This is a genomic window from Oryzomonas japonica (genome assembly GCF_008802365.1).
Taxonomy (GTDB): Bacteria; Desulfobacterota; Desulfuromonadia; order Geobacterales; family Pseudopelobacteraceae; genus Oryzomonas; species Oryzomonas japonica.
This window is the reverse complement of record NZ_VZQZ01000010.1, coordinates 117,798-131,920: the sequence shown is the minus strand read 5'-3', so window position 1 is coordinate 131,920 and position 14,123 is coordinate 117,798. Positions and strand designations below refer to the sequence as shown.

Here is a 14,123-nt window from a genome sequence, read left to right as displayed (position 1 = left end):
TTTGATCTCGCACCATGATCCTTCGGTAATCCGGCAGGTTCCGGAAAGGGCGTGTATCAATACTCATACCAAAAATAAATCCTGATTAATGTGCATGTATTATGAACTTTACGGGGTGGGATGGTGCGGTATGGGAGAGGGAGGAGATGATTCAGGGGGAGTGATGTGGTAATTTTTTTAACATTTATGGGTATTGTGGTTATAAATAAGGGTGTTGCGACTACGTGCAGAAGTGGTAATTTTTTTAACACTTATAATTATTACCAACAAATATAATCAGTTATCTTGTGTTTTTAAGTGTTAATTTTTTTAACATGCCCCTGTGAGACGATGTTTTTGAGGACAGGATGATACAACGAACCGGCCCCGGTCAGTCTGCGCCGGCCGGTGGCATGGTTTGCCGGAAGCTGACGTTTCGTCGCCGTCCCTGGGGTCTCCCGGTCCCGTCCTCAGCCGGCCATGACCTCGGCCCGCCGCTGTTCCCCCTCCGCCCCTTCGAACATCCGGGCCGCCTGCGCATCTGCGGCGTCAAAGCGTACGCCCCATTCCTCCACCAATTATTGGGGTGCCATGCTCCGTTTCCTCCCGATTTACGGCAGGTCGCCCCGGAACCGTTCCTGCAGGGCGGCGGCGAAAGCGTGGATGCGCTCGATCTGTTCTTTCCGGGAAATGAACTCGTCGTCGCGGCTCGTCTCCTCGTCCTGGCCGGCGGCGAGGGGGGGCAGGGAGGGGCACTCGTCCAGCAGCGTCTGCAGGGCATGGATGGTCGGCTGGTCGAAGACGCACTCCAGAACCGTCAGCTTCTTGCGCGAGTTCCAGGGCCTGTCCTGGGCAAGGTCCTGCTCCAGCTGCCTGCACAGCCCCGCGACGGCCTTTGCGGCCCGGGCCGTGCGGGCAGGCGGGGCCGGGGCGTGCAGCCAGAGGTGCAGGGCGGCGGTCAGGGCCGTGCCGGCCTTGAGCGTAACCTCGCGGTAGAGGATATTCCAGCCGATCTTGAAGAGCTTGACAATGTCGTGGTCCGCCAGTACCGGGCCGGGGAGGGGACCCCCAGGGGCTGCGGGGCGCACGGACAGCAGGTATTCCAGGCCCAGGTTCCCGGTCGCCAGAACGATCTCGGCCGCTTCGCTCTGCCGGAGGCTGCGGGAATGGTAGCCGCAGCCGGAGATGAGGATGTTCGCCAGGTAGTTCAGTTCGTGCATGCGCAACGAGTAGAGCTTCCCGTCCGCCTCCCGCAGTTCGAACATGGCATCCCTGATGAGGCGGTTTTCCCGCCCCTGGCGGCCGGTTCTGGATTCCTCCAAAAGCTGCGTCTTTTCCGGGGCGGGTATGGCATCGATCTCGCCGAGCAGTTGTATGAACTGGGCCATCTTCTCCGTCGGGGTGGCGTCGGCCCCGCCCGGCGCCCCGGGCGCGGGTTGGTTGCCGGCGGCGGCCAGGCTGTCGTTGGCCCACGCCTCGTTGATCGTGCGGAAGTATGATTTGGTTATGGCGTCCACGGTCCCGGATTCCATAAGCTCGTCCATTTCGGCCCGGCGCGCCAGGTTCAGGAAGCCCAGGGCCGCCGTTGGCGGCACGAACCCCGCCTGTTCCCGCCTCTCTTCCCGGTCGGCGGCGACATCGGAGGAGAGTTGTTCGCTAGTGGTGAGGACGTTGTAGAGCCCGCCGTTATCCTCGATATACTCGAAGGAAAGATGGCAGCAGCGCTCCAGGATGCGCATGAGGTAGCTGTGGTGATGCGCATCCAGGCTGGCCATGGCCCGGACGATGGCATCCCATGAGTCGAGGCTCTTGGAGATCACCAGGTATTTGCCGAACTCGCAGTTGAGGCTGCCCTCGAGGGCCGTTTCCAGAAACCGGTCATCGAACGGCTCGTCTTCGGTTCTGTTCAGCATCCGCAGGGTCAACTCGTCCAGGTCCACGACCAGGGTCTGTTGGGACAGCGCCATGGTGACGAAATCCTCGTCCATCCCGGCCAGGGTCCGGGCGACGAAATCCGGGCCGGTCTCCTGCATGATCTCGAGCCACAGGGCGAAGCGGCGGGAATCGAACGTCTCCTCGTCGCCGGGGTGGGCGCCGCGCCACAGGTCTTCGTCGAACACCTGCTCCAACTGGCCGGTGGTGGCCAGGGCGATGATCTCCCCGCAATCTTCGATGCCGATGTGGTGAATGAGTTTGTTGAGGGCGCGGCCGTTCAGCTTCTGAATGACGGCGATGAACTGGGGCTCTTCCAGGATTCGGTTGAGCAGCCGGTTGGAAGGTATGCTCGTAACTAATTTGCCGGTCATGACGTACCTGTCCTTGGAGGGGGCAGAGGAGCGGGGCCGCCCCCTCTGCTTCCCGTATCGTTGTGTCTATCGAATGATTATAGAACGAGTGCCCCCCGGGGTCCATTCATTATGTTTCGGCACGCCCCCCTCCCGTGGCGGGAAGGGGGACGTGCCCGATTGCCGCAAGCCGGCTATGCCTGGTTGATCGCCGACAACCGCCACGGGTTGGCGCCCACCGCCCGGGTGAAGGTCCAGAATTCCTCGAATTTGACCGGCTCCGCCTTGCTGCCGGACACCACCGCGCCGGTCGTCTCGTCGGTGGTATAGTCGAGCAGATTCGCATAGATCGAAGCGGTGATATAGTCCTGTCCCGCCTCCTGCCACGCCTCAGCGATCTTCACCTCCCTGACGGCGATATTCTCCAGCCGGTTGATCTGCTTGTCCCGCAGCAGCCGGTCCAGGTCCGTCTGGAAGATCCCCCGCATCTCGTCGGTCAAAAGCCCCGCCACCGGCGACAGGCCGCGATTCATCCACGCCCCCTGGATCTTGAAGAAGGTATCCATGGCCGCATCGGTGAAGCGGTTCTCGTCGAACGAAGGGTCCATCCGGCGAATATGGGACAGGCCGGCCCCCACATCGTCCGTTGCCGGCTGAGTGCCCAGCTGCGCAGTGGGCAGGGGGATCACCGTTCCGCCCCCATACCCCCCCTGCCCGGAGAAGGTGCCTGCGCTATCGGCCCGCTTTTTTTTAATATAGCGGTAGATGAGATAGCCGACCCCTGCCAGGAGGACGATCTGCACCAGGCCCATGCCTCCGCCGCCCATGCCGCCGACGCCCGATCCCGCCCCGGCAAAGCTGCTGAACAACATGCTGCCCAGCATCCCCCCGGCGAGGCCGCCGGCCATGCTCCGCAGGAACCCGCCCCCCTGCGGTTGCTGGAAGGCGCCGGGCGCGGGCGCGGGCGCGGCCTGCTGCCGCGACGGGCCGTAGGTGGATGAGGGGGAAGGGCTGGCGGAGCGGGAATAGCTGCGCGAACCGCCGCCGAAAGAGCGGCCGCCGCCGGCCCTGGCGTCGGCGTTGAATTCGAATGCGGTGACACTGAGGAATACTATGGCCGCCATAATGGCGCCCGCCTTGATAAGGTGGTTCTTCATTCGGTTCTCCTTGTGGTTTGTGGTACGGTCAATCCAGGCACAGCTTGCGCCGGTTCTGGCTCCACTGGGCAATTGCCTCTCGCATGATCTCGGAGATGCTCTTGGACGTGGACTTCGTCAGCTTTTCCAAAGCCCGTTTCTCGTCGTCGTTGATGCGCAGTGAAATGATATTCTGCAGTTGGTCCATCCGTTCCTTTTTCTTTTTCAGACTCTTTTGGGATGGTTTCGGCTCCCTGGTAACGGCACTCCTTGGGTATGACATGGTTTTCTCCTTTGCTGGGGCGTTCCCGCTGGGGAGGCCCCGGGTGGAAACGAGAGCAGGTGTGTCAATGGGTTCGGGTTACCGGCGATTCGATGTGTGCGATACGCGCCTCCATGGGGTGACGGGTGAGAAAAAGCGGCATCGGGCCGCCGCCGGCCGGTGGGGCGGGGGCGCCGGACATCGGGCGTTCCCGGCGGGAAACCGGCATGGTTGGCAGTTCGTGATGATCGATACCGTGTCGGGATGGGACAGTGAAGGGTGGTTGTGAACAGGGTGCAGGTGCATGGTACCTCCGGCGATTCCTTCTGCGCCGGGGTAAATAAAAAAGACCTTTACCCACGGCATGAAAACACAGTGGATAAAGGTCTTGCTGGCGATATATATCGTTCCCGGTCCGAGCCTTGCGGCTGTGTTGACGACCCCGGGATCAACCATGTCTCCGGTTGATAGCTACTCCCCTTTATGAGGAGCGGAGTGTACGGGCGCTGCCGTTCCGTGTCAAGCTATTTTTATCTGGCGCTGTTTTGGGGGGGCGGCGGAGCGGGGGGCGCGCCGTGCCGTTCCACGTGATTGAACTCGCGGGTCCTGTCAGGGCACCACCACGCCATTGCTGTCGATCAATTCCACCGAGGTCAGGGAGGCGTTTCCTATCCCGTTGACCGTTGCAAAGGATACGGCGGCGATCTCGCCGTTGCCCGCCAGTGCCGTATTGCTCACGATGGCCAGCTTTATGGTCCCGGCGTACAGGGTGTTGGTCGCCATGACCGAACCCGCAACAAGCCCCCCCTGGGTTACGGTGGGGGCCGCCAGCACCGAACTGTCGTACGTGATGGTCAGGGCTATGCCGGCAACCCCGTTCATGTTGTTCCCCTGGATGATCATCCCGCCGTCGCCGGAGGGGACCAGGGACACGAATGCGTTCTTGCTGGCGGCGGTGCTGGATTGGGAGGCGCTGCTGGTGGCCGTCGATGCCGCATCCCCGCCGTTTCCGCACCCCCACAACACGGCCGCCATGCCCAGCAGCACCCCGATCCGAAGCCAGTTTCCCCTTTTGTTGCCTCTACCTCTCATGTCCATTGTTCCGATTCTTTCCTTTCTGTCGTGTGCCGGATTGCTGCCGTACCTGCAATCCGGACACTATAGCGAATTGCGTTAAAAGATGTAAAGGAGTTTATTTGTCATGTTTGTGATGCGGATCACCGAATGCCGGTAAACGGGTATCGGTTGCAGGGCCATGAGCGGGTTTATTTTGTGAAAATAATGTGGAATTTGCCCTGGGATTGAAAACGGGCATAGCATTCGATTTACCCGCTGCGGTATACTGCGGATAAGAAACAGCAGGCATCGAAAAACCGTATGTCGTCAGCGGCAAGGAGTTTGGACGCGCCCCATGCAGCCATACCCCTACGTCATAACCATCTCCTCGGAAAAGGGAGGGGTCGGCAAGACCACCCTGGCCTGCAACCTGGCCGTGTACCTGCGCGCCCTGCGGGAGAGCCTGCCGGTCACCATCTTCTCCTTCGACAATCACTTCACCATCGACCGCATGTTCGCGCTGGAGGGGCAGAAGCTGCACGGCACGGTCCGCGAGATGCTGGAGGGGCAGCCGGCAGGCACCCTGGCGCACACCGGCCAGTACGGGGTCGGCTATATCCCCTCCTCCACCGCCGAACGGCTCACCCACCTGCTGGAACGCTTCCGGGACCCCCGGACCCTGGCCGGCCTCCTGGGCGAATCCGGGCTGCCCGGCGTCGTGATCATCGATACGCGCCCCGACCTGAACGCCCTGACCAGAAACGCCCTCTTCGCCGCCGATCAGGTGCTGGTGCCGGTCAAGGATATGGCCAGCATGGAGAACTGCAAGAACATCATCGCCCTGGCCAAGCAGCGGGGCATGGAGCGGAACGCCCTGGCCCTGATCCCCTGCCTGGTGGACGAGCGCATCAAGTACAACGGGGAGTTCCGGGATCAGAAGAGCCTGCTGCGGAGCTTCGCCGCCGAGCGGGGCTACCGCTGCCTGGATACCTTCATCTCCAAGAGCCCCAAGGTGGAGAGCCTCACCACCAACCCGGACGGCAAGATCTACCCGATCCTGACCCACGCCCGGGGCACGGAGGTGTACGGCCAGTTCCGGGAGATCGCCCTGGACCTGCTCCGGGTGCTGGACGCCGTTCCCGCGCCCCGCGCCTCGTTCCTGTACCTGCCCCGGGCGGAGGAACGGGAGCCGCCCAAGATGGCGGACTCCCCGGCGCGCCGGGAGGGGCTGGCGGATCACTGCCTGATCTGCGGCGCGCTCCTGGCCGAGCATGCCGAGGGGTGCGGCTTCTATTACGAGACCTCGGACCGGGCCCGGCGCGGCTTCCTCCACACCTCCTGTTTCGTGGACCTGCTCTGCGCCGCCCTGTACGGCATGACCAGGGATTCCCAGGGGTACGGCATCGCCCGCGTGGTGGCGAGCGACAAGGCGCGCAAGCTGGTCACGGTGATCAGCCCGGCCATGGTCAACGGCTCCCACCGGGTGGATTTCCGCCAGTTCGACGCCGGGGGGGAGCTGGTGTTCCACAAGGAGGTGGACATGGATAAGGGTGGGGAGGACGACGGGGAGGGGAACAACGATCGCCTGGTCCTGCTCCTGAACGAGGCCCTGCCGGTCCAGGGGGCGGGGGCGGTCAATGGTCCCTGGCTGGCGGTGCATCCGGTCGATCCCGAACACCCCGAAGCGGTCCTGGAGGAAGAGCGCTACCGCGCCGTACACCATGTGCAGAGCCTCATCCACGGGCTGGCCGGGCAGTTCTGAACGTCGTCGGGCAGGAAAAATAATCCTTGACCAGGGCGATCATCCAGGCTAACATTTCGACAGTTATCGAAGTTTATGGGGCAGGCATGGACATCAAACAGGCGGCAAAGATATTCAAGGCCCTTTCCCATCCCAACCGGCTGGAGATCTATCTCAGCATCGTCAAGGGTGAGCAGGGGAGTTTCAAGACCGAGGCGTGCGAATGCGGCGTGGCGGAGTTGATCGCGACGCTGAAGATCGGCGCGCCCACGGTCTCCCATCACCTGAAGGAGTTGGCCAATGCGGGGCTCATCACCACCGAGCGCCAGGGAAAGTTCCTGGTGGCCCGCCCCCTGCCGGAGACCTGGGCAGAGGTGAAGAGGCTCCTGCCGGAGTAGGGGCCGCGCGTTTGCACGAGGGTCGGGAGCCTGGCAACGGGCTTTTTATTTCGTTGATAAATTCGATAGATGTGAAATTGTATAAGTATGGAATAATTGTGGGAGACGTCACCACAGCGCAGGCGAGGAGGCCAGACATGCAGAACACCATCTTGATCACCGGATGCTCGTCCGGTTTCGGCAGGGCCACCGCCCGCCTGTTCGCCTGGGAGGGGTGGAACGTGATCGCCACCATGCGCCGCCCGGAGGAGGAACGGGACCTGGCCGCGCTCCCCAACGTGCTGGTCACGCGGCTGGACGTGCGGGACCCCGCGACCATCGCGTCTGCCATCGAGGCCGGGATCGCCCGCTTCGGCCGCATCGACGCCCTGGTCAACAACGCCGGCTTCGGCCTCTTCGGCCTGTTCGAGGCGACCCCCCCGGAAAAGATCGCCGAGCAGTTCGACGTGAACGTCTTCGGGGTGATGGCGGTCACCCGCGCCATCCTCCCCCACTTTCGCGCCAACAAGGGGGGGCTGATCCTCAACGTCAGCTCGGGGGCCGGGGTGTTCACCCTGCCCATGCTCTCCCTGTACTGCGCCAGCAAGTTCGCCCTGGAGGGGTTCAGCGAGGCGCTCTCCTATGAGCTGGCCTCCCAGCGCATCGTGGTGAAGATCGTCGAGCCGGGGGGAGTCCTCAGCACCAACTTCGGCCGGCGCAGCGGCGCCGAGGCCGCCTGCAACGCCGCGCTGCCCGACTATGCCCCCTTTGTCGCCCGGACCCAGGAGGCCTTCGCCGGCTTGCGCGCCGCGCGGCTGGCCACTGAGGATCACGTGGCCCAGGTCATCTTCGATGCCGCGACCGACGGCACGGACCGGTTGCGCTACGTGGCCACCGAGGATATCGAGACCCTGGTCACGGCCCGGCGGGAGACCGGCGAGCGGTCGTACATGGCCCTCATGCGGCGCCGCTTCGGGGACGGGGCAGTGCCGTGCGGGAAGGGCCTGGAGGACTGCTGAATCTTTGAACGATAGTTGTGCCAAAACCGAGAACCTGCCACAGAGACACAGAGACACGGAGAACATCAAAGTCACAGGCTGTTTTTTACATGGTTGTTTCTTTGTTTTTGACGTTCTCTGTGTCTCTGGGGCAGATGTTCTTGTGTTGTGAAGAGTTATCATAACGATGGGAGAAATGGGATGGGCGGTATGAGGGTGCTGATGTTCGGCGCCACCGGCATGGTGGGGCAGGGGGTGCTGCGGGAATGCCTCCTGGATAGCGGGGTGGCCTTCGTGCAGACCGTGGGGAGAACGCCAACCGGTCTGGCGAACGCGAAGCTGCGGGACCTGATCCACCCGGACCTGTGGCACTACGGGGCGATCGAGGGGGACCTGACCGGCTTCGACGCCTGCTTCTTCTGCCTGGGCACGCCGTCGGCCGGCAAGGGGGAGGAGGAGTATACCCGCGTCACCTACGACCTGACCATGGCCGCCGCCCAAGCCCTGGTGCGGCTCAACCCGCACATGACCTTCGTCTATGTCTCCGGCGCCGGGGCCGACGGTTCGGAACAGGGGCGGGTCATGTGGGCGCGGGTGCGGGGGAGGCTCGAAAACGCCCTCCAGCGCCTCCCCTTCCGCAGGGTCTACATCTTCCGCCCCGGCGTGATCCAGCCGTTGCACGGCATCCAATCCAAGACGAAGTCCTACCGCCTCCTCTACCGCCTGTTGTGGCCGGTGCTGCCGCTGTTGCGCCGGGCCTTCCCCGGCCGCATCACCACCACCGAACGGATCGGGCGCGCCATGCTCCGGGTCGCGCGCTACGGGGCGGACAAGCAGATCCTGGAATCCCGTGACCTGGAGGAGCTGTCGGCCTGAGCGCGCCCTTCGCTCCGGGGCTCCGGGCGGAACCGGCCGTCGGGGTTCACATCTTCCTGCTGTCGTAGGCCCAGTGGAGCAGCGCCTGGCGCTGCTTTCTCCGGCAGGCCAGGTGCCCCTCGGGGCAGTTCTTGCGCAACTGGGCGATATGCCGCGCCATCGCCCGCCACCGCTTGATCTGCCGCGGGTCGTCGGTGCACCGCCTCCCCAGGTAATAGCGGCAGTACCACTGGAACCACCCCCGCGGGTCGTCGCTGTGAATCCACCCCTTTTCCCGCCAATAGGAGAGCGGCTTCGAGGCGTTGACGCCGAAGAAGTTCAACTCGGGCACATGGCGCTCGTGGCAGAGCCGGGCGTTGGCGAACCACTCCTCGGGGAACTCGCCCCGGCAGTCGGTCAGGTATTTTCCCCCGAAGACCCCCAGTTCCAGCATCTCCCGCGGGGTCAATTCGGGCCGGAAGTCGGGGTGGAAGTTCTCCCCCGCCGGCTCCGTCAGGTAATAGACGTAATCCGTCTGCATCAGGTCGTTGACGCATATGCGTATCTTTTTCATAGGGTCACCGGGAGGCCGCTTCGGTTGTCCGGCGGCCTTGCGAGGCTACCGGTTTCCTGAACATGCACTATCACACGAAAAAGGGCACCCGGATCATCTCCGGGTGCCCTCCTGTTACGTTACTGCGCGAACATCACCGGTCCCGCTACGCCTCCCCGCGGGTGGGGCTGCACAAGATCCGTTCCGCGGCTTCCAGATCCTCCGCGGCTACCATGATTTCCCTCTGGTGCGACCCTTCCGGCGGAATCCCCTGGGGATATGCAATGCCCCTCTCTTTCAAAAGGTCCACCATCCGGTTTGCCTCTGCGTTGCCCATGGAGTCGAAAAAGCGTGCCATATACTACCCCCGTTTCCCATGATCCCTCATGAACGTTACCTGCACGCCTCGTGTCCGCACCTCTTTTCGTCCCTGAATCGGCACAGCGCCCCACCAGCGGCCCCGCGCCATCTTCTTTGAACCTCCGATCCTTCTGCGGCCCGGGCAGATGGGCACCATAGCCTGATCTGATCCGGAAGGCAACCCCCTTCCGTGTTGCGGTGTTACGCATGGAATTCATTAATAAAATACCTGTCTACTTGTACCCCATAACGGCACTATTTGCAATCGCAATTCTTTTTTTGACAGGTCGGCATTCTGGCCGAAATTGTGTGGTGCCGCCTTTTGCCTTCGGCGTCTCGCTGCCCCTGCGGCACACGCTTTCCCCCGGTTCACTGCCGCCGCCCGAAATTCCCCGAGGCGTTTTCTGGCCTTGATGCATCCCGCGGCGGCGCTTTTCATTGACTTTGTGGGGAAGCTGCTGTACAAAGAATTGCAACGGCAATGAACACGCTTGCCGCCAGTACCCGGACAATCCCATCGTCTAGTGGTTAGGACGCTGGCCTCTCACGCCGGTAACAGGGGTTCAAATCCCCTTGGGATTACCATTTTCACCACACAGTCGTCTTCTTGTCGATACTTCAAAGGCTTACGGATTTTTCCGTAAGCCTTTTTTGTTTTTCGCCTCCGGTGTAGTTTCGGAGGCCCGCTCCCGGAAGGCAGGTTGCGGCGGAACAGTCCGCCTCCCCGGCAAGGCGCTACCCCGCCATCCGCGGTTTGTCCCGTCGCGTTTGACACCACCTGGGCGGGTGCTAGACTTGTAACGTCTCGTAAACCTTCATTACGCCTGGAGAGGTCGAATCATGGGAAAATGCATTGCAATGGCAGCAGGGAAGATAGTACTCGTTCTCTGTATGGTCGTGCTGGCGGCCTGCAGCGACGGGGGCGGGACGGCGGCAACCGGTACCGTCACGGGAACGGTAAAGGACAGCGTCACCGGGGCCCCCCTTGCGGGCGTCACCGTTGGCGACGGCAACGCATCCGCCGTCACCAACGCCAGCGGCGTTTTCACCCTGACCCGACCGGGGGGGAACTATACCTTCACCGTTGCGGCGGCCGGTTACGAGAGCGCTTCGCGGGTCTGCGCGGTGACCGCCGGCGCAATCACCACCCTTGACTGGCCCCTCACTCCGGCCCACGCGGCGTACGTGGACTACGCCACCATCACGCCGTCGGCGCAGATCCCGGCCGCCGGCATGAACTACGTCATTTTGGCCTGGAACGACCTGGGGATGCACTGCGCTCAGGACGACTACTCCTCTTTCCTGATCCTGCCGCCGTTCAACACCCTGCACGCCCAGGTCTTTCAACGGGGCGGCGGCGTGGTGACGGACGGCATCACGGTGAGCTACGCCTTTCCCAAGAAGACCAATTCCGCGCTCCATACCAATTTCTGGAACTATTCCAGTAAGTACCAATATCGCACCAGATATGGCTGGAACGTCGCCACCAATGTGGGCATTACCGGCACCCCCCTGGCGGGGACGATGGCCCCTGACGCCAAAGGCGTCGGCTTCGTGGCCACCGGGATACCCATCACCCCCTACGACGACGACGGAACCTGGGACCCCTATGGCACTGCCACGATCACGGCCACCGACACCGCCACCGGAGCCGTCCTCGCCACCACCAGCGTCGTGGCGCCCGTTTCAACCGAGCTGAATTGCAGTAACTGCCACGGTGCGACGGATACCTTCCTCAACATCCTTCAGGCCCACGACAAGAACAGCGGTACGACTCTGGTAGCCGACCGGGCGAGCGGCACCCTCCACCTCTGCGCCGAATGCCACGCCGACAATGCCCTGGGCCTGGCAGGCAAGGCGGGGGTAAAGAACCTCTCCCTGGCCATGCACGGCTTCCACAAGGACAAGGTCAATGTGAGCGCCGACCCCAGGAGTCCCGACTGCTACAACTGTCACCCCGGCCCCCGGACCAATTGCCTGCGGGGCCAGATGTTCCACGCCGGCCAGGAGTGCAAGGATTGCCACGGCGATATGAACGGCATGGCGAAGGCACTCCTCGCCGGTCGCAGCCCCTGGCTTCAGGAACCCCGGTGCAGTGATTGCCACAGTGCCAAACACCAGGAAAATCCCGGCGTCCTGTACCGCAACTCGCTCCTCGTCAATGCGCCTGACGGGAAGATGAACGGCGTGATCTACTGCGAAGCGTGCCATAACAGCACCCATGCGGAATACAGCTCCACCAATCCGGCGGACAACACGATCCCGCAACAGCTCCAGGGGGACAATTACTGGATCTGGAATTGCTACGTCTGCCACACCGATTACATGCCGATGACGGCTCACCAATAGCCCCGGAAGACATGAGGCCGGTCCCTTTTTGCTCTTCTCTATGACAATGCAACGCTCCAGGTCGATCTGTGTGATTGCCGGTGCCATAATCCCTTGACAGTGGCCAACTATTAGGTAAATTTAAAAGAATACCCTGGGCCGTGGGGCGTTGTTCGCCCTCTCCGCGGGGGGAGCCCGAATAATCCCTCCGGCAGGGGCCGGCCAACCATAAGGACGCGCTTGATGTTTACCCGATCCCACTCCACAATCCGTTACCAGTTGACGCGCCTGGTGGCCACCTGCGTCGTGCCGGTCTGGCTGGCCGCCGGTTTGCTGGTGTTTTACGCCTACTCGGCAAAGCGCGACCACCTGAACGGCACCATGCTGGAAACCGCGCGGGCCATGACCATGGGTGTCGACCGCGAATTGGCCAGCGTCGAGGCCGCCCTCAGGGGGCTGGCCACGTCCCCCGCCTTTAGCGCCGGCGATTTTGCGGCCATCCATCGCCAGACCCGGGAGTTGGTGGCCGCCTATCCCGGCGCCGACATCATCGTGGCCGATGCCACCGGGCAGCAGTTGGTCAATTCCTACCGCCCCTACGGCACCCCCTTGCCCAGGCGCCAGAACTCCGAAACCGTGGCCCGTATCTTTCAATCCGGGAAGCCGCTGGTGAGCGACCTGTTCTACGGCGCCGTCACCAGGCGGCCGCTCATCGGGATCGACGTCCCGGTGTTCCGGGACGGCAGGGTCGTCTACGACCTGGCCATGACCTTTCCCTCGGACCGCCTGGCGTCGATCCTGACGACCCTGAAGCTGCCCCCGGAGTGGTACGGCTCGATCCTGGACAGCAAGCTGGTGGTGGCCACCAGGACGCAGAACCCGGAGCGGGGCGTCGGGACCCGCGTGACCCCGGCCCTGAACCGGGCCATGGCACGGGCCATGGAGGGCACCGCGGAGATCGTCAATCTGGAGGGGAAGCCGGCATTCGCCACCTTCTGCCGGTCGGCCATGTCCAACTGGACCGTGGTGATAGCGGTGCCCAAAGCGGCCGTCATGACGGAACTCTACCGCTGGACCGCCTGGGCGGTGGGCGGCGCGACCCTTATCTCGCTCATGGGCATCATTTTCGGCCTGGGCATGGCCCGGAGAATCGCCCAAAATATCCAGGCCCTGGTGGACCCCGCCCTGGCCATCGGCCGCGGCGAGCTCGTGCCCGCCATCGAAGGCCTTTCCGTCAAGGAGACCGGGGACGTGGCCGCGGCCCTGGTGCAGGCCTCGGAACTGCTCCAGCGCCGGGCGCGGGAGCGGGACGAGGCGGAGCACCTCCTGTCCCAAACCATGGAACTCCTGCACCAGGAAACCGCGGAGCGCCTGCGGGCCACGGAGGAACTCCTGGAGAAGGAGCGGATGCTCATCCAGCAGAGCCGCCAGGCGGCCATGGGGGAGATGATCGGCAATATCGCCCACCAGTGGCGCCAGCCGCTCAACACACTCGGGCTCACGATCCAGCAGTTGCAACTGTCCTACGACCTGGGAGAATTCTCGCGGGAACTGTTGAGCCATAACGTCAAAAGTTCCATGGAACTGATCCTGCACATGTCCCGGACCATCGACGATTTCAGGGACTACTTCAGGCCGGAGAAGGAAAAGGCCCCGTTCAACGTGCGCGAGGCGATCGACACCACCTTGTCGCTCCTGGAGGGGAGCCTGCTCTACCCCCACATCGACATCGACATCGTCGCAGAGGACGACGCCGTCATCTACGGCTATTGGAACGAGTTCGCCCAGGTGTTCCTCAATATCCTGACCAACGCCCGGGACGTCATGATGGAACGGGAGATCGCCAACCCCAGGGTCACGATCACCATCCGCAACGCAAACGGCGCCACGGTGGTCACCATCGCCGACAACGGGGGGGGCGTGCCCGAGGAGATCATGGCACGGATCTTCGACCCCTACTTCACCACCAAGGAGCCGCACCAGGGGACCGGGGTCGGCCTGTTCATGTCCCGGTCGATCATCGAGAAGAATATGGGGGGGGAACTGACCGTGCGCAACACCGGCAGCGGCGCGGAGTTCACGATCGAGGTCCCTGGCGGGGCCCCTGCCTGAGCCGCCCGGCGTTGACGGAAGGGCGTGGGGGATGGTAGGATGCGGCCAGTGCATCCCCCATCACACCAACGTAAGGAGCAG

Annotated in this window: 13 protein-coding genes and 1 tRNA gene; 8 read left to right on the top strand and 6 right to left on the bottom strand. The window is 63.0% G+C overall.

What is annotated here, in order from left to right; all coding sequences use genetic code 11:
- Positions 1-590 precede the first annotated feature (590 nt).
- The 3 genes from F6V25_RS14810 to F6V25_RS14800 form a co-directional block, all read right to left on the bottom strand.
- Entirely contained in the window at positions 591-2,285 is a 1,695-nt protein-coding gene (locus tag F6V25_RS14810) for a DUF6178 family protein (RefSeq protein ID WP_151129390.1), read from the bottom strand.
- A 173-nt stretch (positions 2,286-2,458) separates the two neighbouring features.
- The gene (locus F6V25_RS14805) at positions 2,459-3,421 is read right to left on the bottom strand and encodes a Tim44 domain-containing protein (protein ID WP_151129389.1); all 963 of its coding nucleotides are present in this window, start codon (positions 3,419-3,421) and stop codon (positions 2,459-2,461) included.
- A 28-nt stretch (positions 3,422-3,449) separates the two neighbouring features.
- Positions 3,450-3,683, bottom strand: a complete 234-nt coding sequence (locus tag F6V25_RS14800) for a DUF6290 family protein (protein WP_151129388.1) — start codon at positions 3,681-3,683, stop codon at positions 3,450-3,452.
- A 61-nt stretch (positions 3,684-3,744) separates the two neighbouring features.
- On the opposite strand from F6V25_RS14800, the gene F6V25_RS17080 reads away from it, so the two are divergent.
- A complete protein-coding gene (locus F6V25_RS17080) occupies positions 3,745-3,951 on the top strand; it encodes a hypothetical protein (RefSeq protein WP_191966215.1) in 207 nt (68 codons plus the stop codon).
- Positions 3,952-4,271: 320 nt separating this feature from the next.
- Here F6V25_RS17080 and F6V25_RS14795 read toward each other — a convergent pair whose 3' ends face one another.
- The gene (locus F6V25_RS14795; protein WP_191966214.1) at positions 4,272-4,754 is read right to left on the bottom strand and encodes a cohesin domain-containing protein; all 483 of its coding nucleotides are present in this window, start codon (positions 4,752-4,754) and stop codon (positions 4,272-4,274) included.
- A gap of 319 nt (positions 4,755-5,073) precedes the next feature.
- Between F6V25_RS14795 and F6V25_RS14790 the strand changes: the two genes are divergently transcribed.
- The 4 genes from F6V25_RS14790 (at position 5,074) to F6V25_RS14775 (ending at position 8,710) form a co-directional block, all read left to right on the top strand.
- Positions 5,074-6,480, top strand: coding sequence for a ParA family protein (locus F6V25_RS14790; protein WP_151129386.1), 1,407 nt, complete (start codon positions 5,074-5,076; stop codon positions 6,478-6,480).
- An 86-nt stretch (positions 6,481-6,566) separates the two neighbouring features.
- A complete protein-coding gene (locus tag F6V25_RS14785) occupies positions 6,567-6,857 on the top strand; it encodes an ArsR/SmtB family transcription factor (protein WP_151129385.1) in 291 nt (96 codons plus the stop codon).
- 137 nt (positions 6,858-6,994) lie between these two features.
- A complete protein-coding gene (locus F6V25_RS14780; protein WP_151129384.1) occupies positions 6,995-7,855 on the top strand; it encodes an SDR family oxidoreductase in 861 nt (286 codons plus the stop codon).
- Between the two features lie 180 nt (positions 7,856-8,035).
- Positions 8,036-8,710: a Rossmann-fold NAD(P)-binding domain-containing protein gene (locus tag F6V25_RS14775; protein WP_218043556.1), complete on the top strand. Its 675-nt coding sequence runs from the start codon at positions 8,036-8,038 to the stop codon at positions 8,708-8,710.
- A 46-nt stretch (positions 8,711-8,756) separates the two neighbouring features.
- Here the strand turns inward: F6V25_RS14775 and F6V25_RS14770 are convergent, their stop codons facing one another.
- Positions 8,757-9,263, bottom strand: a complete 507-nt coding sequence (locus tag F6V25_RS14770; protein WP_151129383.1) for a hypothetical protein — start codon at positions 9,261-9,263, stop codon at positions 8,757-8,759.
- 145 nt (positions 9,264-9,408) lie between these two features.
- Positions 9,409-9,600 carry a putative signal transducing protein gene (locus F6V25_RS14765; protein WP_149308554.1) on the bottom strand — a complete coding sequence of 64 codons (192 nt, stop codon included), beginning with the start codon at positions 9,598-9,600 and terminating at the stop codon, positions 9,409-9,411.
- A gap of 512 nt (positions 9,601-10,112) precedes the next feature.
- Between F6V25_RS14765 and F6V25_RS14760 the strand changes: the two genes are divergently transcribed.
- The 3 genes from F6V25_RS14760 to F6V25_RS14750 all read left to right on the top strand — a co-directional run bounded on the left by F6V25_RS14760 (position 10,113) and on the right by F6V25_RS14750 (position 14,042).
- Positions 10,113-10,187, top strand: a tRNA-Glu gene (locus tag F6V25_RS14760).
- Between the two features lie 255 nt (positions 10,188-10,442).
- Positions 10,443-11,951, top strand: a complete 1,509-nt coding sequence (locus F6V25_RS14755; RefSeq protein WP_151129382.1) for a carboxypeptidase-like regulatory domain-containing protein — start codon at positions 10,443-10,445, stop codon at positions 11,949-11,951.
- 222 nt (positions 11,952-12,173) lie between these two features.
- Positions 12,174-14,042: a sensor histidine kinase gene (locus F6V25_RS14750; protein ID WP_151129381.1), complete on the top strand. Its 1,869-nt coding sequence runs from the start codon at positions 12,174-12,176 to the stop codon at positions 14,040-14,042.
- Positions 14,043-14,123: the final 81 nt, after the last annotated feature.

Excerpts from the sequence above, each read along its gene's own strand:
- F6V25_RS14765 (WP_149308554.1), bottom strand. The coding sequence starts at position 9,600 with ATGGCACGCTTTTTCGACTCCATGGGCAACGCAGAGGCAAACCGGATG.
- F6V25_RS14755 (WP_151129382.1), top strand. The coding sequence starts at position 10,443 with ATGGGAAAATGCATTGCAATGGCAGCAGGGAAGATAGTACTCGTTCTC.
- F6V25_RS14775 (WP_218043556.1), top strand. The coding sequence starts at position 8,036 with ATGGGCGGTATGAGGGTGCTGATGTTCGGCGCCACCGGCATGGTGGGG.
- F6V25_RS14780 (WP_151129384.1), top strand. The coding sequence starts at position 6,995 with ATGCAGAACACCATCTTGATCACCGGATGCTCGTCCGGTTTCGGCAGG.
- F6V25_RS14790 (WP_151129386.1), top strand. The coding sequence starts at position 5,074 with ATGCAGCCATACCCCTACGTCATAACCATCTCCTCGGAAAAGGGAGGG.
- F6V25_RS14805 (WP_151129389.1), bottom strand. The coding sequence starts at position 3,421 with ATGAAGAACCACCTTATCAAGGCGGGCGCCATTATGGCGGCCATAGTA.
- F6V25_RS14770 (WP_151129383.1), bottom strand. The coding sequence starts at position 9,263 with ATGAAAAAGATACGCATATGCGTCAACGACCTGATGCAGACGGATTAC.
- F6V25_RS14750 (WP_151129381.1), top strand. The coding sequence starts at position 12,174 with ATGTTTACCCGATCCCACTCCACAATCCGTTACCAGTTGACGCGCCTG.
- F6V25_RS14800 (WP_151129388.1), bottom strand. The coding sequence starts at position 3,683 with ATGTCATACCCAAGGAGTGCCGTTACCAGGGAGCCGAAACCATCCCAA.
- F6V25_RS14785 (WP_151129385.1), top strand. The coding sequence starts at position 6,567 with ATGGACATCAAACAGGCGGCAAAGATATTCAAGGCCCTTTCCCATCCC.
- F6V25_RS14810 (WP_151129390.1), bottom strand. The coding sequence starts at position 2,285 with ATGACCGGCAAATTAGTTACGAGCATACCTTCCAACCGGCTGCTCAAC.
- F6V25_RS14795 (WP_191966214.1), bottom strand. The coding sequence starts at position 4,754 with ATGAGAGGTAGAGGCAACAAAAGGGGAAACTGGCTTCGGATCGGGGTG.